General features: G+C 41.3%; 27 protein-coding genes and 1 tRNA gene. 6 read left to right on the top strand and 22 right to left on the bottom strand.

Going from position 1 to position 25,225, the window contains the following annotated elements; genetic code table 11:
- Positions 1-61: 61 nt before the first annotated feature.
- From M1F65_RS04775 to cshA, 5 genes are all read right to left on the bottom strand, one after another.
- The gene (locus M1F65_RS04775) at positions 62-1,339 is read right to left on the bottom strand and encodes an ABC transporter permease (RefSeq protein WP_042902564.1); all 1,278 of its coding nucleotides are present in this window, start codon (positions 1,337-1,339) and stop codon (positions 62-64) included.
- A gap of 394 nt (positions 1,340-1,733) precedes the next feature.
- Positions 1,734-1,819, bottom strand: a tRNA-Leu gene (locus tag M1F65_RS04780).
- 80 nt (positions 1,820-1,899) lie between these two features.
- Positions 1,900-2,475 (bottom strand): cysteine hydrolase family protein, encoded by a 576-nt coding sequence (locus M1F65_RS04785; RefSeq protein ID WP_247925572.1) that lies wholly within the window; start codon positions 2,473-2,475, stop codon positions 1,900-1,902.
- On the bottom strand, positions 2,475-3,263 hold the full coding sequence (codY, locus tag M1F65_RS04790; protein WP_000940725.1) for a GTP-sensing pleiotropic transcriptional regulator CodY: 789 nt from the start codon (positions 3,261-3,263) through the stop codon (positions 2,475-2,477). Before codY ends, M1F65_RS04785 begins: the two co-directional genes overlap by 1 nt.
- A gap of 281 nt (positions 3,264-3,544) precedes the next feature.
- Positions 3,545-5,122: a degradosome RNA helicase CshA gene (gene cshA, locus M1F65_RS04795; RefSeq protein WP_247925573.1), complete on the bottom strand. Its 1,578-nt coding sequence runs from the start codon at positions 5,120-5,122 to the stop codon at positions 3,545-3,547.
- A 350-nt stretch (positions 5,123-5,472) separates the two neighbouring features.
- Between cshA and M1F65_RS04800 the strand changes: the two genes are divergently transcribed.
- The 4 genes from M1F65_RS04800 (at position 5,473) to M1F65_RS04815 (ending at position 10,224) form a co-directional block, all read left to right on the top strand.
- Positions 5,473-6,789: an FAD-containing oxidoreductase gene (locus tag M1F65_RS04800; RefSeq protein WP_247925574.1), complete on the top strand. Its 1,317-nt coding sequence runs from the start codon at positions 5,473-5,475 to the stop codon at positions 6,787-6,789.
- 99 nt (positions 6,790-6,888) lie between these two features.
- Positions 6,889-8,232 (top strand): lipid II isoglutaminyl synthase subunit MurT, encoded by a 1,344-nt coding sequence (gene murT / locus M1F65_RS04805; RefSeq protein ID WP_247925575.1) that lies wholly within the window; start codon positions 6,889-6,891, stop codon positions 8,230-8,232.
- The gene (gene gatD, locus M1F65_RS04810; RefSeq protein ID WP_084944390.1) at positions 8,232-9,014 is read left to right on the top strand and encodes a lipid II isoglutaminyl synthase subunit GatD; all 783 of its coding nucleotides are present in this window, start codon (positions 8,232-8,234) and stop codon (positions 9,012-9,014) included. The genes murT and gatD overlap by 1 nt, the downstream gene beginning before the upstream one ends.
- Positions 9,015-9,141: 127 nt before the next feature.
- Positions 9,142-10,224 (top strand): M24 family metallopeptidase, encoded by a 1,083-nt coding sequence (locus M1F65_RS04815; protein WP_247925576.1) that lies wholly within the window; start codon positions 9,142-9,144, stop codon positions 10,222-10,224.
- A gap of 42 nt (positions 10,225-10,266) precedes the next feature.
- Here the strand turns inward: M1F65_RS04815 and M1F65_RS04820 are convergent, their stop codons facing one another.
- The 17 genes from M1F65_RS04820 to M1F65_RS04900 form a co-directional block, all read right to left on the bottom strand.
- Entirely contained in the window at positions 10,267-10,728 is a 462-nt protein-coding gene (locus tag M1F65_RS04820; RefSeq protein WP_000814995.1) for an ECF transporter S component, read from the bottom strand.
- Complete coding sequence (locus M1F65_RS04825; protein ID WP_000794752.1) at positions 10,706-11,479, bottom strand: bifunctional hydroxymethylpyrimidine kinase/phosphomethylpyrimidine kinase; 774 nt, start codon at positions 11,477-11,479, stop codon at positions 10,706-10,708. Before M1F65_RS04825 ends, M1F65_RS04820 begins: the two co-directional genes overlap by 23 nt.
- On the bottom strand, positions 11,469-12,218 hold the full coding sequence (truA, locus tag M1F65_RS04830; RefSeq protein WP_247925577.1) for a tRNA pseudouridine(38-40) synthase TruA: 750 nt from the start codon (positions 12,216-12,218) through the stop codon (positions 11,469-11,471). Before truA ends, M1F65_RS04825 begins: the two co-directional genes overlap by 11 nt.
- Before the next feature lie 99 nt (positions 12,219-12,317).
- Complete coding sequence (locus M1F65_RS04835; RefSeq protein ID WP_000816259.1) at positions 12,318-13,469, bottom strand: MFS transporter; 1,152 nt, start codon at positions 13,467-13,469, stop codon at positions 12,318-12,320.
- 112 nt (positions 13,470-13,581) lie between these two features.
- Positions 13,582-14,205: a Pr6Pr family membrane protein gene (locus M1F65_RS04840; RefSeq protein ID WP_000775204.1), complete on the bottom strand. Its 624-nt coding sequence runs from the start codon at positions 14,203-14,205 to the stop codon at positions 13,582-13,584.
- 2 nt (positions 14,206-14,207) lie between these two features.
- Positions 14,208-14,546 (bottom strand): zinc ribbon domain-containing protein YjdM, encoded by a 339-nt coding sequence (locus tag M1F65_RS04845; RefSeq protein ID WP_001061600.1) that lies wholly within the window; start codon positions 14,544-14,546, stop codon positions 14,208-14,210.
- 209 nt (positions 14,547-14,755) lie between these two features.
- Positions 14,756-15,274, bottom strand: a complete 519-nt coding sequence (locus tag M1F65_RS04850) for a Dps family protein (protein WP_139689378.1) — start codon at positions 15,272-15,274, stop codon at positions 14,756-14,758.
- A gap of 187 nt (positions 15,275-15,461) precedes the next feature.
- Positions 15,462-16,220, bottom strand: a complete 759-nt coding sequence (gene tpiA, locus M1F65_RS04855; RefSeq protein WP_061423083.1) for a triose-phosphate isomerase — start codon at positions 16,218-16,220, stop codon at positions 15,462-15,464.
- Between the two features lie 96 nt (positions 16,221-16,316).
- Positions 16,317-16,994: a DnaD domain-containing protein gene (locus M1F65_RS04860; protein WP_049505240.1), complete on the bottom strand. Its 678-nt coding sequence runs from the start codon at positions 16,992-16,994 to the stop codon at positions 16,317-16,319.
- Positions 16,995-17,002: 8 nt separating this feature from the next.
- The gene (metA, locus tag M1F65_RS04865; protein ID WP_001122696.1) at positions 17,003-17,947 is read right to left on the bottom strand and encodes a homoserine O-acetyltransferase MetA; all 945 of its coding nucleotides are present in this window, start codon (positions 17,945-17,947) and stop codon (positions 17,003-17,005) included.
- A gap of 181 nt (positions 17,948-18,128) precedes the next feature.
- The gene (locus M1F65_RS04870; RefSeq protein WP_001049316.1) at positions 18,129-18,641 is read right to left on the bottom strand and encodes an adenine phosphoribosyltransferase; all 513 of its coding nucleotides are present in this window, start codon (positions 18,639-18,641) and stop codon (positions 18,129-18,131) included.
- A gap of 86 nt (positions 18,642-18,727) precedes the next feature.
- Positions 18,728-19,486 carry a class I SAM-dependent methyltransferase gene (locus M1F65_RS04875; RefSeq protein ID WP_247925578.1) on the bottom strand — a complete coding sequence of 253 codons (759 nt, stop codon included), beginning with the start codon at positions 19,484-19,486 and terminating at the stop codon, positions 18,728-18,730.
- Positions 19,487-19,970: 484 nt separating this feature from the next.
- Positions 19,971-20,660, bottom strand: coding sequence for a 50S ribosomal protein L1 (gene rplA, locus M1F65_RS04880; protein WP_001085675.1), 690 nt, complete (start codon positions 20,658-20,660; stop codon positions 19,971-19,973).
- 207 nt (positions 20,661-20,867) lie between these two features.
- Complete coding sequence (gene rplK / locus M1F65_RS04885) at positions 20,868-21,293, bottom strand: 50S ribosomal protein L11 (protein ID WP_001085808.1); 426 nt, start codon at positions 21,291-21,293, stop codon at positions 20,868-20,870.
- 122 nt (positions 21,294-21,415) lie between these two features.
- Positions 21,416-22,132: an LD-carboxypeptidase LdcB/DacB gene (gene ldcB, locus M1F65_RS04890; protein WP_000747744.1), complete on the bottom strand. Its 717-nt coding sequence runs from the start codon at positions 22,130-22,132 to the stop codon at positions 21,416-21,418.
- A 14-nt stretch (positions 22,133-22,146) separates the two neighbouring features.
- Positions 22,147-22,608: an HIT family protein gene (locus M1F65_RS04895; RefSeq protein WP_000335635.1), complete on the bottom strand. Its 462-nt coding sequence runs from the start codon at positions 22,606-22,608 to the stop codon at positions 22,147-22,149.
- 1 nt (position 22,609) lies between these two features.
- The gene (locus M1F65_RS04900; RefSeq protein WP_001076927.1) at positions 22,610-23,647 is read right to left on the bottom strand and encodes a M42 family metallopeptidase; all 1,038 of its coding nucleotides are present in this window, start codon (positions 23,645-23,647) and stop codon (positions 22,610-22,612) included.
- Positions 23,648-23,786: 139 nt separating this feature from the next.
- On the opposite strand from M1F65_RS04900, the gene M1F65_RS04905 reads away from it, so the two are divergent.
- Together M1F65_RS04905 and M1F65_RS04910 are read left to right on the top strand one after the other, a co-directional pair.
- A complete protein-coding gene (locus M1F65_RS04905; protein ID WP_000844335.1) occupies positions 23,787-24,335 on the top strand; it encodes a DUF1307 domain-containing protein in 549 nt (182 codons plus the stop codon).
- 318 nt (positions 24,336-24,653) lie between these two features.
- The gene (locus tag M1F65_RS04910; protein WP_000855327.1) at positions 24,654-25,205 is read left to right on the top strand and encodes a DUF1307 domain-containing protein; all 552 of its coding nucleotides are present in this window, start codon (positions 24,654-24,656) and stop codon (positions 25,203-25,205) included.
- Positions 25,206-25,225 lie beyond the last annotated feature (20 nt).

Raw genomic sequence — 25,225 nt, forward strand, 5'->3', positions numbered from 1 at the left:
AAAGCACAGCTTTGAGGTTGCAGATAAGACTGACACGGTTTAAAGAGATTTTCGAAGAGTATTAACTAATAGATGATAAAATTTCTTTCGGCGATTTTCTAAATAAGAATAGGAAACAAAGAGCTACGGATAAGCAACCAATCAGGAGCAGAAAGACATAGGATTCTGCAAAGGATAGGAGACTGGTTGATAGACCACTTGCTTTGGCCAGCGTTTCCTCTAAGGTTGCCTGATCTCCACTGGCTAGTACAGTTTGGAGTAGATAGGATGTGATGGCATTTCCAGCGATAAAGGATGGAAGCAAAGCTCCAAGTGATACCAAAACTACCTCTAAACAGAACTGGAGGAAGATCGAACTCTTGCCTTTTCCAAGTGCCAGAAGAATTCCCACTTCGTAGACCCTTTCTCTCAACCAGAGGGACAAGACCAAAATTAAGGCTCCTGCTCCTGCTATCAACATCCCATAAAGGAAGATGGTGAGGAAGGTTTGGAAGGTTGCCACTGAGTCTTTGATTTGTTCAAAGGCCTTGTTTTCCTTCTCGACTTGGTAGCCTTGACTTTCCAAAGCCAAGTTTTCCACCTGCTTCATGAGTCCGTCCATTTCCTTAGGATCTTCTACATAGAAGCGCGCTGCACTGACTTGAGCTTCACTATTTCCCAGAAGGGTTTGGCTACTTTCATAGTCTGTAAAGACTTGGTTTTCACTGAAGTCAGAAGACAAGCCTGTGAACTTCTCTTGTTTTTTTCCAGAAAAGATGCCGACAATTTCAAACTCTACTGTTTGCCCTTTTCCAGATTCTGACTGACCAGCATCCAAGCGAATCTTGTCATGAAGCGAAAGACCGTTCTTCTTGGCCAACTCCTCGTGGATCAGGATTTTCTTGGAGTCCCCTTTTTGAAGATGTCGCCCTTCTTTTAGGTTGAAAGCCGAACTGGTAAAGGTGACATCCTTGGATGAATCCTCGAGAGCCGTTAAGCTAACCAAGTTCTTGTCTGCAGCTGACAAATCATCACGTTCTACGCTCTGCTCACCACTCACCGCTTCCTTGTCTTTCAGTTTTGCGACCGTTTCAAGTTCAGGAGAAACATTTTCCAGTCCCTTAATCTTGCTCACGGATGCTAGGTCCGATAACTTGAAGGTCTGTCCATTTTCTATCTTTTTGATAGAAAATGAGGTATTGAGTGATTTGTAAAGATTGCTTTCCACTGTTTTGTTGGACTTCATCAGCGTCAAACAGGCTGAAATTCCTGCTAAAAGAACAAATAAAATCAGAAATAAAATAAAACTTCTCAGTCGTTTTCTGCTGACATAAGCCCAAGCTCTTTGGATTGGATTCATTTGTCACCTCCATATTTGTAAGACTATTATAAAATCCAAATATGAAATGTTTATGAAATCGAAAAAACTTTTTGATTTATTTTTTGAAAAAACAAAAAAGCTAGCAAACGCTAACTTTTCTTCATATATAAGGATAAATAGTACCAATCAAAAATCTACTTCATTTTAAAAATGATAATCACGTCTTTCTGATTAGTATTTTTCCATCTCCTAAGTTCTTCATTTTCTGACTTGTGTTTGAGGATATTCTTGATAGAATGAAATGGAAAACTCAGTTTAAATGTTCTGATACAATGAACAGTTCTTGATACCAATATTTTTCGATATACGAAACGTAGCCTCTAGTCTTCTTTGTAAAAACAAAAAGAGCTAGCCAAAGCTAACTCTTACCCTATGCGGAGAGAGGGACTTGAACCCTCACGACCTAAAGCGGTCACAGGATCCTTAGTCCTGCGCGTCTGCCAATTCCGCCATCCCCGCGTCGATTACTTTACTAGTATATCAACTTTCAAAATCTTTGTCAACACTTTTTTCAGATTTTTTTCATTTTTCCAACAGGCTTATAGTTCAATTTCAGCAAGGTTTTCATCCAGTAATTTTGCTCCCAATGTGTTCTTAAAATGCCCAAGAGCAAACTGATGATTTTCTGGCCAAATAGAGGCAACTGCAGGCTTAACAATCTCGATTTGATAACCTAAATTATAGGCATCAATAGCCGTATGAAGGACGCAAATGTCAGTCAGAACTCCAGTTAGGATGACTGTATCAACCCGACGTTCCCGCAAACGGATATCTAAGTCCGTTCCTGAAAATGCTGAATAGTGACGTTTGTCCATCCAAAAGACGCGACTATCGTCCTTATTTTCCGCATAGAAATCAGCTAGGGGGCCATAGAGGTTACGGCCACTAGTCCCAATGATGTTGTGCGGTGGAAAGAGTTTACTTTCCGGGTGGAATGTATCCTTCTCCTCATGGGCATCAATGGTGAAAAAGATATAGTCCCCACGTTCAAAAGCCAATCTGGTTACCTGATCAATGGCTTTTGATATTGCTTGAGCAGGTGCCCCTGCAGTCAGCTTTCCATGGTCTGCTACGAAGTCCTCTGTATAGTCGATTGAAATTAACGCCTTTGTCATTAGTAGTCCCTCTTTTTCACTTCCTCAAAAATATCACCAATTAGAACTTTGAGATAAGTCCCCTTCATTCCTAATGAACGACTCTCAATAATTCCCGCAGACTCCAGTTTACGAAGCGCATTGACAATCACAGAACGCGTAATGCCAATACGGTCTGCAATAACAGATGCAGTCAACTGTCCTTCATTTCCATCCAATTCAGCTAAAATAGCTGATACGGCACGAAGTTCTGAATAGGAAAGGGTATTAACCGCCATGGTAACAGCCGTACGACGGCGAATATTTTTCTCATCTTCTTCACGTTGGAAGTTCAACAGTTGAATCCCTACCACCGTGCTCGCAATCTCAACAAGAATCAAATCTTCATCTTCAAATTTTTTATCATTGCGCCAAATAATCAACGAACCTAGGCGAATCCCTGACACATGAATCGGAGCAATGGTCGTCAAACCATCTGGAAAATCCGCACGGCTCTCTACAGGGAAAATGGTCAAATCATGTTCAACAGGAAGGTTGGCTTCCGTATCATAAATCATGTTTGCCCCTTGTACATAGACCTCAGGGAAGGTTTTAGTTTGGAAGAACTGTTCTACACGGTCATTATTGGTCTTATAACGCATAAAGTAGCCCAAGAGACGTCCCTTGTTATTCACAATACAAGCGTTACAATCAATAATATCTGCTAACTGGCGTGTGATCGCATTGTAAGGAAGTTCATCTTGGAGTTGCTCCTCAGAGCGCTTTAGAATAGACGTGATTTTTCTTGTTTTTTCTAATAAATGTGCCATTTTTTACCTCGCATATAATCGTTTCCATTATAACATAGAAAAGTCTTTATTTCAATAATTATCTGAAAATTGCTTATTTAATTGCAATTTTGAACAGCAAAAATATTTTAGAAATAAAGCGATTTTTTATTGACATCCTATTTTATTTTTGATATTATAACATTATAAGAAGATGACATGATAAATCCCTTTCCGTTTCACCTATCCTTTACTATCACCATCTTCTTTTACTATCGGTCTCCTTATATATAAAAGCGATTCACAGTGTGAATCGCTTTTTTCTATTTGTCTCCTTTGTTACGAATAACAAAGCCGGTCTTCTTTTCGCTTGAAGTGTTGCGAGGTTTTTTATTGTCTTTATTACGGTAACGTCTGTCTTTATCAAAACGATCATTTCCACGACTGCCTTTCTTGAAATCATCACGGCGACCATTGCCACGGCGATCACGATCTCGACGGTCGTCCCCACGACGGCCTCCACGACCTCCCTTACCTTTGCCACCAAAGCCATTACCTGATGGTTTAAATGGCAGTGGTTTTTCACGCGCAATCTCCACTTCAGGCAGGCTGTCTGGATCTTGGACTGTCAGGCTCAAGATATACATAGCCAATTCTTCTGGACTGAATTCTGCTGCTAACTTACGAGCATCTTTAGCAAATTTCTCAAAGTTCCCACGAATAGTTTCATCCTCAAAATCGCGTTCGATTTTCTTGAGCGCTACTTGTTTCTTAGCTTGGAAGGCTTCTTCTGCTGTTGCTGGTTTCAAGCCTTTCATGCGTTTCTTAGTCAAGTTTTCGATGATTTGAAGGTAGCCCATTTCATTTGGAGAAACAAAGGTAATAGACTGACCTGACTTACCAGCACGACCTGTACGACCGATACGGTGAACATAACTTTCAGGATCTTGTGGAATATCGTAGTTGTAGACATGGGTCACACCTGAGATATCCAAACCACGTGCTGCCACGTCTGTCGCAACTAGAACATCAAGATTGCCATTTTTAAAATCACGAAGGACACGAAGACGTTTATTTTGGTCCAAATCACCATGAATTCCTTCTGCACGGAAGCCACGAATTTTAAGTCCACGAGTCAATTCATCTACACGGCGTTTGGTACGACCAAATACGATAGCAAGTTCTGGTTGTTCCACATCCATGAGACGCGTCATAGTATCAAATTTCTCTTGTTCCTTGACACGGATATAGTACTGATCCACCAGCTCTGTTGTCAATTCCTTGGCAGCAATCTTGACATGTTCAGGGTCTTTCATAAACTGAACACCAATACGTTTGATAGCATCTGGCATGGTTGCTGAAAAGAGCAAGGTTTGACGATTTTCAGGGACACGGGAAATGATGGCTTCAATGTCTTCAAGGAAGCCCATATTGAGCATTTCATCCGCTTCGTCAAGAATCAGAGTTTCAATATCTTGTAATTTCAAGGCCTTGCGTTTAATCAAGTCCAAGAGACGGCCTGGTGTTCCTACCACGATGTGGGCACCAGATTTAAGAGCTTTGATTTGTTTTTCAATGCTTGATCCACCATATACTGAGCGAACTTTCACTCCTTTGCTACGGCCAAAGCGGAACAGTTCTTCTTGACTTTGGACAGCAAGTTCACGAGTTGGAGCGATAACCAAGGCTTGGATGGTCGCTTCTTCTGTACGGATTTTTTCAAGAGTTGGCAAGCCAAAGGCTGCAGTTTTTCCTGTACCTGTCTGAGCTTGACCGATAACATCCTTACCTTCAAGTGCCAAGGGAATAGTTTGCTCTTGGATAGGACTAGCTTCTACAAAACCAGCTTTTTCAATCTCTGCTAGCAAATCAGCAGACAAGTTTAATTCATTAAATTTCACGTTATTCTTCTTTCTAAAGGTGGTGCGAAGCCACCCTATAGGGCTTAGTTTATACTTTTCTTTTCATGACGTATCTTCATATACTGGATACAAAATCGTGTTGCTTCTTTTCCACAAAAGAAAAGTACTGTTTTCTTTGCAACCTATCTAGTATAACACAAGAGAGAAGCAAAAGATAGTAGAATCCATTAGGAAAATCATGTAAACGATTTTCTAACAGTAAAGTGGCCTGAAACTTGTTTTTCAAGGGAAATGAAGGGAGCATTTCAAGCTCACTTCATTTCCCGTAGCAGATTTGTGCAAAAAGTGTTTTCTTATGCTAGAATGAAAATCGAATAGGAGGACTATAAATGTTAACATATGATTTAATCGTTATTGGATTTGGTAAAGCTGGGAAAACACTAGCTGGGAAACTGGCTTCAGCTGGCAAAAAAGTTGCCCTCGTTGAACGTAGCAAAGCTATGTATGGTGGAACTTGTATCAACATCGGTTGTATCCCAACTAAAACTTTGCTCGTTGCTGCTGAGAAAGATTTGTCTTTTGAAGAAGTCATTGCTACTAAAAACACTATCACTGGTCGCCTCAACGGTAAAAACTATGCTACTGTTGCGGGTACAGGCGTGGATATCTTTGATGCGGAAGCGCACTTCCTTTCAAATAAGGTCATCGAAATCCAAGCTGTTGACGAAAAACAAGAACTAACTGCTGAAACTATCGTCATCAATACTGGTGCCGTTTCAAACGTCTTGCCAATCCCAGGACTTGCTACAAGCAAGAATGTCTTTGACTCAACAGGTATCCAAAACTTGGACAAATTGCCTGAAAAACTTGGTGTCCTTGGTGGCGGAAATATCGGTCTTGAATTTGCAGGCCTTTACAATAAACTTGGAAGCAAGGTTACAGTCCTAGATGCCTTGGATACTTTCCTACCTCGTGCAGAACCTTCCATCGCAGCTCTTGCTAAGCAATACATGGAAGAAGACGGTATTGAATTGCTTCAAAACATCCGTACCACTGAAATCAAAAACGACGGTGACCAAGTCCTTGTCGTAACTGAAAACGAAACTTACCGTTTCGACGCCCTTCTCTACGCAACTGGACGTAAACCAAACGTAGAACCACTTCAACTTGAAAACACAGATATTGAACTAACAGAGCGTGGGGCTATCAAGGTAGACAAACATTGTCAAACAAACGTTCCTGGTGTCTTTGCAGTTGGAGACGTCAACGGTGGACCTCAATTTACCTACATTTCACTTGATGACTTCCGTGTTGTCTACAGCTACCTTGCTGGAGATGGCAGCTACACTCTTGAAGACCGTCTCAATGTACCAAACACTATGTTTATCACACCTGCACTTTCACAAGTTGGTTTGACTGAAAGCCAAGCAGCTGATTTGAAACTTCCATACGCAGTGAAGGAAATCCCTGTTGCAGCCATGCCTCGTGGTCACGTAAATGGAGACCTTCGCGGAGCCTTCAAAGCTGTTGTCAATACTGAAACAAAAGAAATTATTGGTGCAACTATCTTCTCAGAAGGTTCTCAAGAAATCATCAACATCATCACTGTTGCGATGGACAACAAAATCCCTTATACTTACTTCACAAAACAAATCTTCACTCACCCAACCTTGGCTGAGAACTTAAATGACTTGTTTGCGATTTAAGTTGAGACTGATTTGTTAGCTAACAGCCCTCGTCGGGCTGTTTTTGTTTCTGCGAAATCTCAAATCTGTCTTTTCCCTCTTTTATGATATAATAGAAACATGAAATTAAAAACTACTTTGGGTCTCCTAGCTGGGCGTTCTTCTCACTTCATCTTGAACCGTCTTGGTCGTGGAAGTACGCTCCCAGGAAAACTTGCCCTTCAATTTGATAAAGATATTTTACAAAATCTAGCTAAAAACTACGAGATTGTCGTGGTTACTGGAACCAATGGCAAAACCCTGACAACTGCCCTCACTGTCGGCATTTTAAAAGAAGTTTATGGTCAAGTTCTGACCAATCCAAGCGGTGCCAACATGATTACAGGGATTACGACAACCTTCTTGACTGCCAAATCTTCTAAAACTGGAAAAAATATTGCCGTCCTTGAAATTGACGAAGCCAGTCTATCTCGTATCTGTGATTATATCCATCCTAGCCTTTTTGTCATCACTAATATTTTCCGTGACCAGATGGACCGCTACGGTGAGATTTACACGACTTATAACATGATTTTGGATGCAATCCGTAAGGTGCCTACGGCTACAGTTCTCCTCAATGGTGACAGTCCGCTTTTCTACAAGCCATCTATTCCAAATCCTGTACAGTATTTTGGTTTTGACTTGGAAAAAGGACCAGCCCAACTAGCTCATTACAATACCGAAGGAATCCTCTGTCCTGACTGCCAAGGTATCCTCAAATACGAACACAATACCTATGCCAATTTGGGTGCCTATATCTGTGAAAATTGTGGCTGCAAACGTCCTGAATTGGACTACCGTCTGACAGACTTGGTTGAATTGACCAACAATCGCTCTCGTTTTATCATTGACGGACAAGAATACGGCATCCAAATCGGTGGACTTTACAACATCTACAATGCCCTTGCTGCGGTTGCCATTGCTCGATTCCTCGGCGCTGATTCGCAACGGATCAAACAAGGATTTGACAAGAGTCGTGCAGTCTTTGGTCGTCAGGAAACCTTCCATATCGGTGACAAGGAATGTACCCTTGTCCTCATCAAGAATCCAGTCGGTGCAACTCAGGCTATCGAGATGATTAAACTAGCGCCTTATCCATTTAGCCTTTCTGTCCTCCTCAATGCCAACTATGCAGATGGAATTGACACTAGCTGGATCTGGGATGCGGACTTTGAACAAATCACTGACATGGATATCCCTGAAATCAATGCTGGCGGTGTTCGTCATTCTGAAATCGCGCGTCGTCTACGGGTGACAGGATACCCAGCTGATAAAATCACTGAAACAAGCAATCTGGAGCAAGTTCTCAAGACCATTGAGAACCAGGACTGCAAACATGCCTATATCCTGGCTACTTATACTGCTATGCTGGAATTCCGCGAACTGCTGGCTAGTCGTCAGATTGTTAGAAAGGAGATGAACTAATGGTTTATACTTCAATTTCCTCAAAAGCTGGCAACTACCCTTATCAGCTCAACATCGCCCACCTCTACGGAAACCTCATGAATACCTACGGGGACAATGGAAACATCCTCATGCTCAAGTATGTGGCTGAAAAACTTGGAGCTCATGTGACGGTTGACATCGTTTCTCTCCATGATGCCTTTGATGAAAACCACTACGATATCGCCTTTTTCGGTGGTGGCCAAGACTTTGAACAGAGTATTATCGCTGGCGACTTACCTGCTAAAAAAGAGAGCATTGACAACTACATCCAAAACGATGGTGTGGTTCTAGCCATCTGTGGTGGCTTCCAACTATTGGGGCAATACTATATTGAAGCTTCCGGAAGACGCATCGAAGGTCTAGGTGTCATGGGCCACTATACCCTCAACCAGACCAATAACCGTTTTATCGGTGACATCAAGATTCACAATGAAGATTTCAATGAAACCTACTATGGATTTGAAAATCACCAGGGTCGTACCTTCCTCTCAGACGACCAAAAACCACTGGGACAGGTGGTCTATGGAAATGGAAACAACGAAGAAAAGGTCGGCGAAGGAGTTCATTATAAGAATGTCTTTGGTTCCTACTTCCACGGACCTATCCTTTCTCGTAATGCCAATTTGGCTTATCGCCTAGTCACTACTGCCCTCCGAAAAAAATACGGTCAGGACATCCAACTCCCTGCCTATGAGGACATCCTCAGTCAAGAAATTGCTGAAGAATACAGCGACGTGAAAAGCAAGGCAGACTTTTCTTAAACCAAAGAAAGCCATATCAAAGAACTCCGCTATCGTTTCGGAGTTCTTTTTGCCTGTTCTTTTACCCTTCTCCCTTGCATTTTCTCTCTTTTTTTGCCAAAATAGAGGGGTAGAAAGAAGGTAGCATATGTCTAAATTACAACAAATCGTAACATATCTTGAATCAGAAAAACTAGACGTCGCTGTCGTATCTGACCCCGTCACTATTAATTATCTCACTGGCTTTTACAGTGATCCCCATGAACGCCAAATGTTCCTCTTTGTCCTAACAGACCAGGAACCACTTCTCTTTGTCCCAGCCCTTGAGGTTGAACGTGCAACCAGCACCGTTTCCTTCCCAGTAATGGGTTATGTGGACTCTGAAAATCCATGGGACAAAATCAAAAATGCCTTGCCACAGTTAGACTTCAAACGTGTGGCAGTTGAGTTTGACAATCTCATCTTGACAAAATATCATGGTTTGAAAACGGTCTTTGAAACTGCTGAGTTTGAAAATCTGACTCCTCGCATCCAACGCATGCGCCTCATCAAATCAGCTGATGAAGTCCAAAAAATGATGGTTGCAGGTCTCTATGCTGATAAAGCTGTAAAAGTTGGTTTTGACAACATCTCTCTTGATAAAATAGAGACAGATATCATTGCACAAATCGACTTTGCCATGAAGCGTGAAGGCTATGAAATGAGCTTTGATACCATGGTCTTGACTGGCGATAACGCTGCAAATCCACACGGAATTCCTGGTGCAAACAAGGTCGAAAAGAATGCCCTTCTCCTCTTTGACCTCGGTGTCATGGTTAATGGCTATGCCTCAGATATGACTCGTACGGTCGCTGTCGGTAAACCAGACCAGTTCAAAAAAGATATTTACAACTTGACGCTTGAAGCCCAACAAGCTGCCCTTGACTTCATCAAGCCAGGTGTGACTGCCCATGAAGTGGACCGCGCCGCCCGTGAGGTCATCGAAAAAGCTGGTTACGGTGAGTACTTCAACCACCGTCTCGGTCACGGTATCGGTATGGATGTCCACGAATTCCCATCTATCATGGAAGGTAACGACATGGTCATCGAAGAAGGCATGTGCTTCTCTGTTGAACCTGGTATCTATATCCCGGGCAAAGTCGGCGTTCGTATCGAAGACTGTGGTGTTGTTACCAAGGATGGCTTTGACCTCTTTACAAGCACCAGCAAAGATTTGCTTTATTTTGATTAAACATAGAGACAAGCAAAAAGTCAGCTCAAATAGCTGACTTTTTTATTTTATCTTCTTGACACTCTGAAAGACTACAAATCCCACAACCATTCCCAAGGTATTTTGTAGGAAGTTTGGAAGGATTTCTGGCAAGGCTGCTGACCAGCCATTCATTAGAGTTGAGCCCAGAGCGTAGCCACTTACCATGACGATAGTAGCCAAGACAAGGCCTAGCCATTGCCATTTCCCTTTAAAACCTGCAAAAAATCCTTGCAAGCCATGGTTTACCAAGCTAAAGAACATCCACTGTGGAAAGCCTGATAAAAGGTCAAGCAGAAAAGCTGCTAGTCCTCCAACGACGGCCCCTTCTTTACTGCCAAAGTAAAAGGCAGTAAAGAAAATACCTGCATCCAAGAGAGTCAATATTCCTGTTGGCGTTCCAATTTTCAAGTAATAACCTAGAACCACAGAAAGGGCGGTTAAGAGGGATACAAGGGCGATTTTAGTTGTTTTGGTTTGCTTCATATTGTCTTACTCCATATTGATCTGCTTGTGCAATAGCACGGTAAACGAAAGCTTTCGAGCTCTCTACTGCTGGTAAAAGTTCATCCCCTTTAACCAAGTGACTGGCGATGCTTGAGGCAAAGGTACATCCTGCACCCGCATTTTGGCCTTGAATGACTGGGTTTTCTAGAACAGTGAAAGTTTGTCCATCATAAAAGACATCCACTGCCTTGTCCTGACTGAGGCGATTGCCTCCCTTGATAATAACTGCTGGCGCTCCTAAATCATGCAATTTCTGCGCTACAGCTTTCATGTCTTCCAATGTTTTAATTTCCTGACCAGCCAATAATTCTGCTTCAGGAAGATTTGGCGTAATCACACTGACATGAGGGAAAAAGCGAATCAACTCTTGACAGAGTTCACTAACAGCTACATCATGCGTTTCCTTGCAGACCAAAACGGGGTCCAATACCACAGGCACTCCTGGACGTTGCTTGATAAAGTCCAAGGCCTTCTCAGCCACACTGACAGTAGGAAGAAGGCCAATCTTAATTCCTGCAAACTCGACATCACGTAAGCTATCCAATTCATGTTGAAAAATGGCATCGTCAGTTGGAAAGACTTCAAAGCCCTTTTCGGTCAAGGCCGTCAAACAAGTCACTGCTACAAAGCCATGCAGACCATTTAAGGTATAGGTAGCCAAATCAGCTGATAAACCACCACCACTAAAAATATCATTCCCAGAAAGGGCTAAAATACGATTATTCTTCATAACGAATCTCCTTTAAATACAAGCCATTCGGTGCAGCCGTTGGACCTGCAAGTTTTCTGTCCTTCTTCTCCAAAATCAAGTCAATCTGCTCAACTGGCATTCGATTATTTCCTATTTTGAGCAGTGTCCCCACCATATTACGAATCTGTTTATATAAGAATCCATTTCCTGAAAAGGTAAAAGTCAAAAACTGCCCTGTCTCATCAACACTAAGACTGGCTTCTGTAATGGTCCGAACCTTGTCCTCTACACTGGTTCCAGATGCTGTAAAACCGGTAAAATCGTGGGTTCCTTCTAATTTCTTGACAGCCTCCTGCATCCGCTCCACATCGAGCGGATAGGGAAAGTGAGTAGCATAGTGACGGCGCATGGGATTTTTAGGACGCCCCCTATCTACTATAAACTCATAGGTCTTGCTATGTTTTGCATAACGGCAATGAAAATCATCCGCCACAATCTCAATCGAAATCACATCGATATCTTCTGGTGACTGAGTATCCAGAGCAAAACGGAGTTTTTCCTCATCCATCTGATAGGGCAGATCAAAATGAATGACCTGTTCCAGAGCATGGACCCCACTATCCGTCCTACCAGCACCATGAACAGCGATGGCTTGCCCCTTATTGAGTCTCGTTAAGGTTTTTTCGATTTCCTCTTGAACGCTCCGCGCATGAGGCTGGCGCTGAAAACCGGCAAAGGCAAAACCATCATAAGAAATAGTTGCTTTATATCTTGTCATAACTTCTATTTTATCAGGAAATAAAAGTGTAAACAAGTTTAAAAACCAATAATTGTCTGGGTACAAAATTCCCAGAAAGAAAAACTTAGGAAATTAATCCTAAGCTCTCTTTTGAAGTGCGTACATAACAAAGATAGAAGTGACAATCAACCAACATCCTAAAATGGTGAAGACCAACATACCATTTTGAGTCACCAAGCCAATCGCCCCAAGAATGAAAGGTGTCGTAAAGGCTCCAAAGCTGCATCCTAGCACTGCAAAAGATGTTGCCTGATTAAGGAGCTTGGCTGGGATTCTTTCAGAAAGAAGCTGAAAGACAGTGGTCAAGGCCACACTGTAGGAAAAACCTGCCACAACACTTCCAACTACCATCACACCCAATGACGGAGACAAGGCAATCACAATCTGCCCCAATCCAAAGGTGATACCTGACCAAAGGAGCAATCTTTCTTTAAATAGAGAGATAAAGAAAGAAAAACTCACACCTGCCAAGATACCAATCAACTGCATAATACTTAAGACCAAGCTCGATAACTGGGCATCCCCTAGACCTCTTTCCACCATCAGACTAGGAATACGAATGGTGATAGCTGTGTTGGTGCAGACAACAACTGCTGCTTCGACAGCCAATAGAAAAATTAATCCTTTCATCTTTCCTGTCAAACGAGTCGTTTCGGTCTCTTTTTTCTTTGTTTCTTTCTTTTCTTTCCCATAAGGGACAAAGAGCAGATAAAGAATCAATACTAAAAATCCCGCACTGTAGGCCAAGAAGGTCACTGTCCATCCCAAGGATAAGAGTTGACCGACCACTAGAGTCAAAATCGACGCCCCGACAACTTCTGCTGATCCGCGAAGCCCCAACATCTGGATCCGTGTCTTTCCATGATAGCGTTCGCTGATGATGGAAATGGCCTTGGCATTGATCATCCCAACACCCAAGCCAAATAAAATCCGCATCGCAAAGACAAAGTTGTATTCCTGATACCAGAAAGGGGCAGTTCCACCGATAGAAAGGATGAGAAGTCCCAGACTAATCTGAAGACGCTCAGGAAATAACCGCTCCAAAAACCCATTTAAAACCAGCATAATCATGATTCCAAAAGAAGGAAGACTGACCAGGAGCTCGATTTGTTCTTTGGGGTAGCCTTGATAGTAGTCAAACATGGCTGGCAGAGCGCTTGAAATGGAAAAGGAGGTAATCAAAACGAGGGAGAGGGCCAAAATACTAGCCCGTTCTAAATATTGTTTCATGAATTTTCTTTCTGTATATTTCTCACTGTTGATCCTTTTAAAAGGAAGATGGCAAGAAAAGAAGGAGCCCGATTGAACTAGAGACTCCGTCCTAACTTTCCTAATAGGAAGACTATTTTCGCTTGATTTGCTTGATCAGATAGAAGATGAAGCCTGCAACCATATAGGCCGCAAAAATGATCAAACACCATTTGATAACCACGTCCCAACCCTTGTTCACATTTAAAAAGAAATAAGGGAAGGGATTGTCCTTGGAATTCGGAATATTGAGTTTTAAGACCAAGCCATTAAACAAGGCAAAAATCATATAAACCAAGGGCAAGATGGTCCACAAGACTGGATCCCAGATTTTGTATTGACCCCGTTTATCAAAGAAGAGGGTGTCGGCTAAAAACCAGAGTGGAACGATATAGTGGCAAAGGAAATTTTCCACACGGTAAAAGTCTGTCGCAATCGGAGCAAGCATAAAATGGTAAATCACACAGGTAATCATGATACTCATGGTAACACCACCCTTGAGACGAAGCAAGGTCGGACTTTGCCAATTTTCACCTGAACGGCTCATCACACGGAGCAGGTAGCCCGTGAAAATCGTTACCAAAAGATTGGACAACACTGTGTAGTAAAGGAGCATACCAAAGCCACCGTGCTTGGTAATTTCTAAATAAACTCCTGTAAATGCCGCTAAGAACAAGAGCACACGACTATAAAAGATAAATTTATAATTCAGTTTCATGGCTAGATTTTCTTAACAAATTCTGACTTGAGTTTCATAGCTCCAAAACCATCAATCTTACAGTCGATGTTGTGGTCACCTTCTACGATACGGATATTTTTAACGCGAGTTCCTTGTTTCAAATCCTTTGGCGCACCTTTTACTTTCAAGTCCTTGATAAGGGTTACAGTATCGCCGTCAGCCAATTTATTTCCATTGGCATCGATAGCAACAACGCCTTCTTCTACTTCTGCAACTTCTGCAGGGTTCCACTCATAGGCACACTCTGGGCAGACCAAGAGACTTCCGTCTTCGTAGACATATTCTGAATTACATTTTGGGCAATTTGGTAAGTTGTTCATAAGTCCTCCTTAAACTAACAATTATTCTTTAAAATTCATATGTTATTGAACAGCAACTATTATACCGTAAAATCCTACTTTTGACAATGTGTCCTAAGTCCAGCAAACAAAAAAATCATGCAACTTTTTACAGTTACATGACTTTTAAAAGATGATTGGTCATGGGCACTTATCAGGCACCTCATGATAAAAGGGGTAGCAACTATATTTTACAAACCAGGAGCTTGTCCAAGTTCTGCTGCAAGCATCCAAACTGTTTTCTCAAGTTCAGCCTTAGCCCCAACAAAGATATCGTTTGTAACATCATCGCCTTCTTCGTCAGTTACATCCAAAGCTTTTTGGAAAAGAGTGATGAGGTAGCGATAAATAGCTAGAACACGTTCCAAGCTTTCTTCAACGTTACGGAATTCTCCTTCTTCTTCTTCGATTTCACTGTGTTGAAGGAATTCTGTCAAAGTAGAGTATGGTTTGCCACCAAGAGTGATCAAGCGTTCGCTGATTTCATCAAGGTAACCATCAAGGCTATCCATGTATTCATCCATCTTAGGATGCCATACCATAAAACCACGTCCACGCATGTACCAGTGTACTTGATGAAGAGCGATATGCGCTACGTACAAGTCTGCTACTGCTTGGTTCAATACTTCCTTTGTTTTTGCCAATGCTACTGGCGCTGTTTTAGATAATGTTGTTACGTCTTTTAATGCATCTTTTTTCAATTCAACCATTTTTTTCACCTCATAATATTATTTTTGTAACCATATTTATTGATTACTACCTCAGTATACTACACCTAGTAGACAAAAGCAAGAAAATTAACCCATATTAAAAAAGTTGTAATTGACTGATAATTTAAGAAAAATATACAGTCTTTAAAAAAAGACAGTCTTAGCAGACTGTCTGGAATAACCTAGATTATTTTACAAAGTCAAGCAATGCCAAGAAGCTTTCAGCTTCAAGTGATGCTCCACCAACAAGAGCTCCGTCCACATCTGGACAAGCCATGTATTCTGCAACATTTTCAGGTTTAACTGAACCACCGTATTGAACACGAACTTTGTCAGCAACTTCTTGACCGAAGTCAGCAGCTACAACATCACGAACAACTTTACACATTTTTTGTGCGTCGTCTTGTGAAGCTGATTTACCAGTACCGATAGCCCAGATTGGCTCATAAGCGATAACGGATGCAGCAACTTGTTCAGCAGTCAATCCAGCCAAAGCAGCAGATACTTGGGCACCTACGAATTCAGCAGCTTTACCAGCTTCGTAAGTTTCAAGTGACTCACCACAACAGATGATTGGAAGCATACCGTTCGCAAAGATTGCTTTTGCTTTTTTGTTGATATCTTCGTCGGTTTCATGGAAGTAGTCACGGCGTTCTGAGTGACCGATAACAACGTAGTCAGTACCGATTTCTTTCAAAACTTGTGGGCTAGTTTCACCAGTGAAAGCACCTGCATTTTCAAAGTAGCAGTTTTGAGCAGCAACTTTAAGGTTTGAACCTTTAGCAGCAGCAAGAACAGTTGTCAAATCAACTGCAGGAGCTGCGATACCCGCTTCAACAAGGTCTGATGAAGGAAGTTTTGATGCAACGGCTTCAACGAATGCTTTTGCTTCTTCTGGATTTTTGTTCATTTTCCAGTTACCAGCGATAAATGGTTTACGTGACATTTCACATACCTCTTTTTTCATTTTATTCACTATTATTCTATCATATTTATAAGGAGCTTGCAAACCTTACTCTAATTTTCAAGATTTTTCAAGCGGCTAATCTTGCCACAAATTCATGGCATCGAGGAAATCAGCCGAAGCCTGAACTTGTTTGGGATTATTCGCTTCTCGCTCTGCTCGTTTTGCCTCTACCTGAGCCACAGACTGGATACCTTCATGACGCCAGTTTCGTAGGATTGCCTGAATATATTTCCAGTTTGGCTTGCCATTTAGGACGGCCTCTCGGAGAGCTTCCTTGATCAAATCCGCCTTAACTCCATCTTCTTTGACAGTCTTGGATAGATCTTCGATTTCAAATGGCGTTAACAAGCGTCCCAATTCCTGCTGAAAAGTTTCAACCAGATCCTTCAACTGATTCTGCGGGTTTGGGGCAGTTGTAGCTGGAGTTTGGCTGTCTAGCAAGCTATCCAAGCGTTCAAAAGCCAAACTAGCATCAAAGATCAGCTCAATTTCCCCATTTAGTTCAATGGTTCGATATTGTAGCAAACCATTTTCTGTCAAATTCGAAATGGATTGGTTGACATCTGCCACCTCTTTCCCAATGATTTCAGCAATCTGACTAGGTGAAACATCTCCGAGGGCTGTAGTATTTTGTAAATAGAAAAATTGCCAGACGAGAAAATCTTCGCTGGAAGGAAAGAGTTCCTTAAAATGCAAGAGCAGGGCACTTGGCAAAACCAAGTTCCCTGATTTAAAAGCGTCAAAATATGTCATAATTCCTCTTATAGATATCCAAATGCAGCCGCATCATCCTCTACCTTTCTCCAGTCAAAAGGGGTTTCTTGATAAACTGCATAGTTTACCCAATTGCTGAAAAAGAGGGCAGCTGATGAAGACCAACAGAGACACGGTGTCTCATTCACATCATCATTTTTGAAGTAATTTTCTGGAATATGAGGATTAAGTCCTGCCTCACAATCACGAAAATACTCTTTTGCTAGAGTATCACGGTCATATTCTAAATGACCAAAACTATAAATCTCACGAAGATCCCGACTGGCTAAAATAGAAACGCCGACTTGTTCTCCCTCAGAGAGGATTTCCAGATTGGTTTTTCCTAATATCTCTTCCTTATAGATTTCTGTATAACGAGAATGGGGAGCTACATAGCTATCATCAAAACCACGAAAGAGAAGATGGCCCTCTTTCAAGGTATCCTGCGGGTAAATGCCTGACAATTTCTGCTCCATCTGGTGTTTATCAACTCCATAGCGAGCATAAAGACCTGCTTGGGCACCCCAGCAGATATGAAGGGTCGAATAGACATGGGTCTTGGACCACTCAAGCACCTGACTGAATTCCTCCCAATAGTCCACTTCCTCAAATGGTAAATGCTCAATCGGAGCCCCTGTGATAATCATCCCATCAAAATACTCGTCCTTGACTTCAGGAAAAGTTTTATAAAAAGTCTCCATATGCTCTGCACGAGTCGTCTTGGAACGGTGGCTCTCCATATAGAGAAAGTCTATGTCCAATTGCAAAGGAGTATTTGCTAAATGCCGTAACAACTGGGTCTCTGTGACCACTTTTTTGGGCATTAGGTTTAAAATCAAAATTTTCAAGGGACGGATATCTTGGTGGGCCGCACGTTGATCATCCATGACAAAGATATTCTCTGTCCGTAAAATCTCAACAGCTGGCAATTTTTTATCAATTCTAATCGGCATAACCTTCTCCTAACTGTACTCTTTTAGAAATAATTGAATGTGTTTGAAGTCAAATCTCAAACACTTAGTCCTTTTATTATACTGCAAGAAGATATAGTTTTCAATTATAGTTTTTCTCTAACTAGCTATAGTTTGTTTATATAGCAGATGAAGAGAAAACAGCCCCAAGGACTGTTTTTCATTAATAATGCATAAGTACCTTGTAATCGTAATCTCCGATTTTTTCACGGCCTTTAAGCTCATCCAACTCAATCAAGAAAGCACAACCGGCTACAACACCACCAAGTCTTTCAATCATCTCAATCGTTGCCTTGACAGTTCCACCTGTTGCCAAAAGATCATCTACGATGAGAACACGTTGGCCTGGCTTGATCGCATCAGCATGCATGGTCAAGGTATCAATACCGTACTCTTTCTCATAGTCAGCAGAAATCACTTCACGTGGTAATTTCCCTGGTTTACGAACGGGTGCAAAGCCAATTCCCAACTCGAAAGCAACTGGGCATCCGACAATAAATCCGCGAGCCTCTGGACCCACGATCATGTCGATTTTCTTATCGGTTGCATACTGAACAATTTCACGAACAGCGTAGCTATAAGCATTTCCATCTGCCATCAAAGGGCTGATATCACGGAAGGTGATGCCTTCCTTAGGATAATTTTCAATCGTTGCGATATAATCTTTTAAATTCATCTTTTTCTTTCTTTCAAAGTTTTTTACTCTCTATTATAGCATATTTTTTAAGAAAGAAAAAAGGAAAAGTTAACTTCAATAATTATCTAACGATTTGACGATTTATAACTAGCCATAGCAATAAAGCCCAATTTCTGTTTATTCTTAGCAAACATTTTATACATAGTTAAAAACTGCTTTCTATTCTCCTTTTTACAAGCATTTACGCAAATTTTCAAAGTTCCTAGCCAACCTTCGTCATAAATCATACCTGATAATTTCATTAATGTCATTTCACCAGTCAATATTTTCACATCACGATAACCTGATTCTATCATCACCTGTTCCCAACCATCTTGAGTTAAAGGACCTACATTTACATGAATTGCTTGTGACAATTCCCGTCTGACAGACTCTTTAGCTTCCTTAAGAAGCACATCATGTGTCAAAAGAAGACCTTCAGGTTTTAAGACCCTTAGATACTCCATTACACATTTTTTCTTAGCTTGATCGGCTTGCATAGTTAGCATAGCTTCATTTATAACAATATCAAAACTAGCATCTTCATAAGGAAGTTTCATTGCATTTGCTCTTTCAAATCTGATCAAATGACCAACACCTGCCGTTTCAGCAGATTTTTTAGCCACTTCTAAGGCTTGTCCATCCATATCAACAGCAGTTATCTTACAACCAAAACGCTGTGCCAACTCAATTGCTGTAGTTCCCCTATTGCACGCAACTTCTAGTATTCTCTTTTCTTTTGAAAATTCTCCTTCCGCAATTAACCAATCTGTAGCACGTTTTCCACCTGGACGTAAGCGTTTTTTCCCCAGTTTTGCTAAAAACTTATGACCTGCTTCTGACATTTGAACACCTCTATTTTTTCTTCATTATAACATAAAATTATATTATCTGACAATTCTAATCTATTATTTGATAAACTAGAATCAAAAGCATACAAGTTGCCATGACTATAGCATAAATCTATTAATCACCTCTCTAGTTCGAATTCAATTGCTCACGTAGTTTACGCATATAGGTTACGACTACATATTTGTACTTTAGAGTTGCTGGCCTTCTTATCCGCTATATACGCTTTACTGTCACGTGCCTATTCGTATAGCCAAGATTTCTCTATCTCTTTCTCTGCCGATTCTTGTTTCCAACGTCAGACTTAAACAGTCTATCCTAATGCCGTTCGATCAGCTACTCACAATAGTCAGGCTTGGGAATCACTTTTGGCTTTACTAGTATATGGTACCCACAGAGGACTTACACCTCAGATGAACGGAATGTCCGTCGTACCTAAAAAAACGAGCACTTTCGTACTCGTTTTTAAAAATCTGTTAATTAAAGTGAGTTTACGTCAACCTTGATACCAACACCTTGAGTAGTTGTGATTGTCAAGTTTGTTACGTAAGTTCCTTTAGCTGTAGCTGGTTTTGCTTTTTGGATTGTTTCGTTGAAAGCTTTGAAGTTTTCAACCAATTTTTCAGCTTCAAATGATACTTTACCGATGATTGCTTGAACGTTACCTGCACGGTCAGCACGGTAAGTAATCTTACCACCTTTAGACTCTTCAACTGCTTTAGCAACATCCATTGTTACAGTACCAGTCTTAGGGTTTGGCATCAAGTTACGTGGTCCAAGGACACGTCCAAGACGTCCAACAAGAGCCATCATGTCAGGTGTAGCGATAACTACGTCGAAGTCCAACCAACCGTCGTTGATTTTCGCAACAAGGTCATCTTCACCAACAAAGTCTGCACCAGCAGCTTTTGCTTCTTCAGCTTTTGCACCACGTGCAAAAACAAGAACGCGTGAAGTTTTACCAGTACCGTTTGGCAATACCATTGCGCCACGGATTTGTTGGTCAGCTTTTTTAACGTCGATGTTCAAGTTGTAAGCAACTTCTACAGTTGCGTCAAATTTTGCAAAGTTAGTTTCTTTTGCAAGTGCTACAGCCTCTTCTACACTGTATGCTTTTGTGCTGTCGATTTTCTCAAGAGCAGCACGAAGTTGTTTGCTTTTTTTAGCCATTTTCTATTCTCCTTGTAAGTGGTTCAATCGATTTTCATCTCCCACGTCACTTCTCGAAATGATGAAGTCTTGCGGGTATTCAGTCTATTGATTTTCTTTTCCTACTTCGTTAAGTTCCTTTACTGTACCCAAGTACAAGCGTCAGTCACTGGCCTAGTATGAAAAGCAACTAATAGACTGCTGTGAGATTTTCTACTGTGTTATTGATTAGTCAACAACAGTGAATCCCATAGAACGAGCAGTACCTTCGATCATACGCATTGCAGACTCAATGTTTGCTGCGTTCAAATCTGGCATCTTAGTTTCTGCAATTTCTTGTACTTGTGCACGAGTAACTGTAGCAACTTTAGTTTTGTTAGGTGTACCTGATCCTTTTTCAACACCTGCAGCTTTTTTCAAAAGAACAGCAGCTGGTGGTGTTTTTGTAACGAAAGTAAATGATTTGTCTTCGTATACTGAGATAACAACTGGAATGATCATACCAGCTTGGTCAGCTGTACGAGCGTTGAACTCTTTTGTGAATCCCATGATGTTGATACCAGCTTGACCAAGAGCAGGTCCAACCGGTGGAGCTGGTGTAGCTTTACCAGCAGGGATTTGCAATTTTACAAGTTTTTCGACTTTTTTAGCCATTTTTAAATCCTCCTTTGTGGTTTTGGCGGTAATTAAAGATTTTTACCTCCCACAAGTATGCTTTACACACACCTTTCTATTATACACTATTTATCTAAAAATGCAAGAGAAAAATTACTTTTTTAATCGACGTAATCTCCGCCTTCAAATCCATAGTATTCTTCCAAACTGAGGCCACTTGCAGCAATTTCTTTGGCTTCTTTTCCAACGTAGCGGAGATGCCATTCTTCTGCCATGTAGCCAGTCTCTTTTTCCTTGCCTTTGAGATAGCGAACGACAAAGCCATAGTCAGCCGCATGATCCAAGAGCCACTGGGCTGCCTTTTCTTCAGTAACTAAATCACCATCTGTCCCAATAAGGTCAAAAGCAAGGCCCGTCTGGTGTTCACTATAACCTGGTCGAGCTGAGTAGCGATCTGCTGCTTCCTTACCATCTTGATTGACATAGTCTTGATAAAGTTTGGTTTGAGTTTCATAACTTCTAAAACCACTGTAGTGATCGCTGATTGGGTAGCCAGCTGCTTGCATTGCTGCAATGAGCTTCAGCAACTCTGCTTTAGCTGTTGGATTTTCTCCTGGATTATAGTCTTTTGACAAAGGATAGTGCTTATTAGCTATGACGATTTCATCGTATTTCCCTTGAATACTATAGTAGTCTCCCTTATTGACAACTTCTGCCTTCTTCTGACTAGAAGCTTGGGATTTGCTCCCTACAGTTCCTTCAGGTTGACTAGTTTGTTCTGTTTTTTGAGTATTTTCTTCATTTTTAGGTTGTTCTTGAGAACATGCTGCTAGGGTTACTGCCAGCAAACCAGATAAAACAATGTATCTTTTTTTCATTTTTCCTTCCTCTCTTAGACCACGTGCTTCTCTAATTCATCGGATAAGGCTTTAATCATTTGTTCCAACTCATGGGATTTCACTTGGCAATCTTCTGCCGCCATTTCTTCCCATGGCATCCACCAGACTGGCCCACGGCCATTCAATCCATGACCCTTCATATCACCTGTTCTTCGTGGAAAGAGATGCCAATGAGCGTGGGCATCACCATTTCCTAGGAGTTCAATATTCATCTTTTCAGCCTCAAATACTTTGGCGACTGCTTCTTGGACCAAACTCATTTCCTCTAAAAAGCGAAGTTTTACAGAAGTCTCCATATGGTGGAGTTCTGTGACATGCTCTTTTGCCAGAAATAAGGTATAGCCCTTAAAGTATTGGTGATCTCCAATAACAACATAGCCTGTTTCTAGTTCTTTTACAAAGTAGGGATTTTCCCCTGCCTTGATCCATTCAATTCTTTGACAAATCAAGCACATATTATTCTACCAAGGTGCTCTTGAGATAGGCGTCTACCATACGCTCTGTCGCCACGACCGAATCAATATGTGTTCGTTCGTAAGAGTGACTGGACTCAATACCAGCTCCAAGGAGGGCGTGTTTGACCTCTGCTCCTGCTGACATAGCCGCTGAAGCATCCGAACCGTAAAATGGATAAATGTCGAGCTTAAAAGGAATATCTTGCTCCTTCGCCAAAGTTACCAAGTGTTGACGGAAGTCATAGTGATAGGGACCTGAAGCGTCCTTGACACAGATAGAAACTGTATACTCATCCGTCTGCTGGTCATCGCCCATAGCTCCCATATCCACAGCTAGATATTCCACTACCTGAGCTGGAATATTGGAGTTGGCACCGTGACCAACCTCTTCGAAGACTGAAAAAGCAAAATGAGTTGTTACTGGCAATGCAATCCCCTCTTCCTTATAAACACGAAGAAGATTGAGCAAAATTGCTGCGCTGACCTTGTCATCCAAATGACGGGACTTGATAAAACCAGTCTCTGTCACGACAGTTCGCGGGTCAAAACTGATAAAGTCGCCAACCTCGATGCCCAAGGCGCGCGTTTCCTTTTCATTGGTTACTTTTTCGTCCAAACGCACTTCCATATTGTCCTGTGTGCGTTCAGCAGTTCCTGCATCTTTGTAGACATGGCAAGAAGTTTGATGGATGAGGATGGTCCCAGATACCGTTTGACCTGTGCTAGCCACATGAACCGTACAGTTCTCCCCTTCAATCATGTTCCAAGGGAAACCACCGATACGATCCAATTTGAGACGGCCATCTGGTTTGACAGCACGGACAATAGCACCCAGCGTATCCACATGGGCAGTCACATAGCGGTGTTGGTCATCATTTTGACCTTTAATAGTAACATTGACACCACCCTTGGCTGTGCGAACAGGCTGGTAACCAAGCTCTTCTAAAGTATGGACTAGATAGTCTGAGATCTCACGAGTAAAGCCCGTCGGAGATGCAATTGCGGTTAGTTCTTTGATATAGTTTATAGTCTGATTCATTTCTTCACCTCTTTCCTACCATTATAACATTTTTCTAGTCAGACTCCTTCTCAAAAGGAGAAAAACTGTGTTTAGTTGCTTTCACTATAGATCCATGTTATAATACAAATACTTTGATTATGAAAGGAAAGTAACAAATATGAAATCATACTTTAAAGTATCACTAGCCCTTGTGGCTTCACTTGTCCTCCTGCTCGGATGTTCCAAACAAGCATCAACAACTGCTAGCAGTACTAAAGAAGACACAACAACTCAGTCAAGTGAGAGCAAACAAAGCACTGAACAATCATCTGAAAAGAAAGAAACAGCCAAGACACATACTTTTGTCAACAAAAGCAATTCTGGAATCACTTCTACCTTGGTTTATACTGTAGAGGGGGACAATGTTATCAAGCAAACCGCTCAAAATGTTGCAGATCCTGAGATTCTTAACGCAACTCCAGAAGATGTCAAGAGTTTTATCGAAGAAAAGTACAAAGGTTATAATGGACTCAAAGGTGTTAAACAAACGATTGAAATCAAAGATGGAAAAGTTGTTCAAGATTTAGAAGTTGATTTCTCAGTTGCAAGTATTAGCGAACTTAGAAAAGCACTTCCTGAAGAATATTCTGGTATCGGCAATCGTGTCAGTTTCTCAAACTCTAAAAAAGCACTGGAAAAAATGGGGTTCACAGAAAAGACGAACTAATCTCCTAAAATTTCATATAGACTAGTGTAGGTCCACCCCAAAAGTTAGACACAACTCTAACTCTTGGGGTATTTTATTACATCCCTAACCGATGAGTCCAATAGAGTCCTCCCAATCCCATAAAAAGTGCATTTAAAACTTCACACCCTTATAAAGCCATAGGATAAAAGTTATTTGAAATAGATGGAGACAAAACTTTAATCGTCTGACTAGTTTCTGTTCATTGGAATGTCAGTTCAGATAAAAGGGTAGGTCTAGTTGATTTTGTAGTAGAATCATGTTATAATACAAAATACTTTGATTATGAAAGGAAATTCTATGAAAACTCTGGTTAAAACTTCACTAGCCCTAGTGGCTTCACTTATCCTCCTGCTCGGATGTTCCAAACAAGCATCTACACCTGCTAGCAGCAGTAGCAAAGAAGACAAAACAACTCAGTCAAGCGAGACCAAACAAAGCAGCCAACAATCATCTGAAAAGAAAGATGAGACAAAAAACTACATTTTTGTTCACAATAGCAATCCCGGAAGAACTTCTACCTTGACATACACTGTTAAGGGGGATGATGTTGTAAAACAAGAAGTCTATAATGTTTTTGACCCTGAAATACTGGACAGGTCAGCAGAAGAGATTAAAGAACTTATCGTGAAAACTTATAAAAAGGAGGAAGGACTTAAAGGCATTACACAAAATATCGAATTCAAAGATGGAAAAGTCATCCATAGCATGGAGGTTGACATGACTGTTGTGAATCTCGAAGAGATGAAAAAAGCAATGCCAAATGAAGTTTCTGGCTCTGGAAGCCGTGTAAGTTTTCTAAAAACTAGAAAAATGCTTAAAGAGGCTGGATATATTGAACAAACCAACTAATGAGTCGTGCTCATACAAAA

Source organism: Streptococcus oralis (genome assembly GCF_023109195.1).
GTDB classification, from domain to species: Bacteria; Bacillota; Bacilli; order Lactobacillales; family Streptococcaceae; genus Streptococcus; species Streptococcus oralis_BV.

What these genes read in the sequence shown, in the direction of transcription:
- tpiA (WP_061423083.1), bottom strand. Translation starts at nt 16,220, where the DNA reads ATGTCACGTAAACCATTTATCGCTGGTAACTGGAAAATGAACAAAAAT.
- M1F65_RS04825 (WP_000794752.1), bottom strand. Translation starts at nt 11,479, where the DNA reads ATGAAGAATAATCGTATTTTAGCCCTTTCTGGGAATGATATTTTTAGT.
- M1F65_RS04905 (WP_000844335.1), top strand. Translation starts at nt 23,787, where the DNA reads ATGAAATCATACTTTAAAGTATCACTAGCCCTTGTGGCTTCACTTGTC.
- M1F65_RS04850 (WP_139689378.1), bottom strand. Translation starts at nt 15,274, where the DNA reads ATGGTTGAATTGAAAAAAGATGCATTAAAAGACGTAACAACATTATCT.
- M1F65_RS04900 (WP_001076927.1), bottom strand. Translation starts at nt 23,647, where the DNA reads ATGAATCAGACTATAAACTATATCAAAGAACTAACCGCAATTGCATCT.
- gatD (WP_084944390.1), top strand. Translation starts at nt 8,232, where the DNA reads ATGGTTTATACTTCAATTTCCTCAAAAGCTGGCAACTACCCTTATCAG.
- murT (WP_247925575.1), top strand. Translation starts at nt 6,889, where the DNA reads ATGAAATTAAAAACTACTTTGGGTCTCCTAGCTGGGCGTTCTTCTCAC.
- M1F65_RS04835 (WP_000816259.1), bottom strand. Translation starts at nt 13,469, where the DNA reads ATGAAACAATATTTAGAACGGGCTAGTATTTTGGCCCTCTCCCTCGTT.
- M1F65_RS04895 (WP_000335635.1), bottom strand. Translation starts at nt 22,608, where the DNA reads ATGTGCTTGATTTGTCAAAGAATTGAATGGATCAAGGCAGGGGAAAAT.
- rplK (WP_001085808.1), bottom strand. Translation starts at nt 21,293, where the DNA reads ATGGCTAAAAAAGTCGAAAAACTTGTAAAATTGCAAATCCCTGCTGGT.
- metA (WP_001122696.1), bottom strand. Translation starts at nt 17,947, where the DNA reads ATGCCGATTAGAATTGATAAAAAATTGCCAGCTGTTGAGATTTTACGG.
- M1F65_RS04860 (WP_049505240.1), bottom strand. Translation starts at nt 16,994, where the DNA reads ATGACATATTTTGACGCTTTTAAATCAGGGAACTTGGTTTTGCCAAGT.
- M1F65_RS04815 (WP_247925576.1), top strand. Translation starts at nt 9,142, where the DNA reads ATGTCTAAATTACAACAAATCGTAACATATCTTGAATCAGAAAAACTA.
- M1F65_RS04800 (WP_247925574.1), top strand. Translation starts at nt 5,473, where the DNA reads ATGTTAACATATGATTTAATCGTTATTGGATTTGGTAAAGCTGGGAAA.
- truA (WP_247925577.1), bottom strand. Translation starts at nt 12,218, where the DNA reads ATGACAAGATATAAAGCAACTATTTCTTATGATGGTTTTGCCTTTGCC.
- M1F65_RS04870 (WP_001049316.1), bottom strand. Translation starts at nt 18,641, where the DNA reads ATGAATTTAAAAGATTATATCGCAACGATTGAAAATTATCCTAAGGAA.
- M1F65_RS04845 (WP_001061600.1), bottom strand. Translation starts at nt 14,546, where the DNA reads ATGAACAACTTACCAAATTGCCCAAAATGTAATTCAGAATATGTCTAC.
- codY (WP_000940725.1), bottom strand. Translation starts at nt 3,263, where the DNA reads ATGGCACATTTATTAGAAAAAACAAGAAAAATCACGTCTATTCTAAAG.
- rplA (WP_001085675.1), bottom strand. Translation starts at nt 20,660, where the DNA reads ATGGCTAAAAAAAGCAAACAACTTCGTGCTGCTCTTGAGAAAATCGAC.
- M1F65_RS04820 (WP_000814995.1), bottom strand. Translation starts at nt 10,728, where the DNA reads ATGAAGCAAACCAAAACAACTAAAATCGCCCTTGTATCCCTCTTAACC.
- ldcB (WP_000747744.1), bottom strand. Translation starts at nt 22,132, where the DNA reads ATGAAAAAAAGATACATTGTTTTATCTGGTTTGCTGGCAGTAACCCTA.
- M1F65_RS04910 (WP_000855327.1), top strand. Translation starts at nt 24,654, where the DNA reads ATGAAAACTCTGGTTAAAACTTCACTAGCCCTAGTGGCTTCACTTATC.
- M1F65_RS04775 (WP_042902564.1), bottom strand. Translation starts at nt 1,339, where the DNA reads ATGAATCCAATCCAAAGAGCTTGGGCTTATGTCAGCAGAAAACGACTG.
- M1F65_RS04840 (WP_000775204.1), bottom strand. Translation starts at nt 14,205, where the DNA reads ATGAAACTGAATTATAAATTTATCTTTTATAGTCGTGTGCTCTTGTTC.
- M1F65_RS04875 (WP_247925578.1), bottom strand. Translation starts at nt 19,486, where the DNA reads ATGTCAGAAGCAGGTCATAAGTTTTTAGCAAAACTGGGGAAAAAACGC.
- M1F65_RS04785 (WP_247925572.1), bottom strand. Translation starts at nt 2,475, where the DNA reads ATGACAAAGGCGTTAATTTCAATCGACTATACAGAGGACTTCGTAGCA.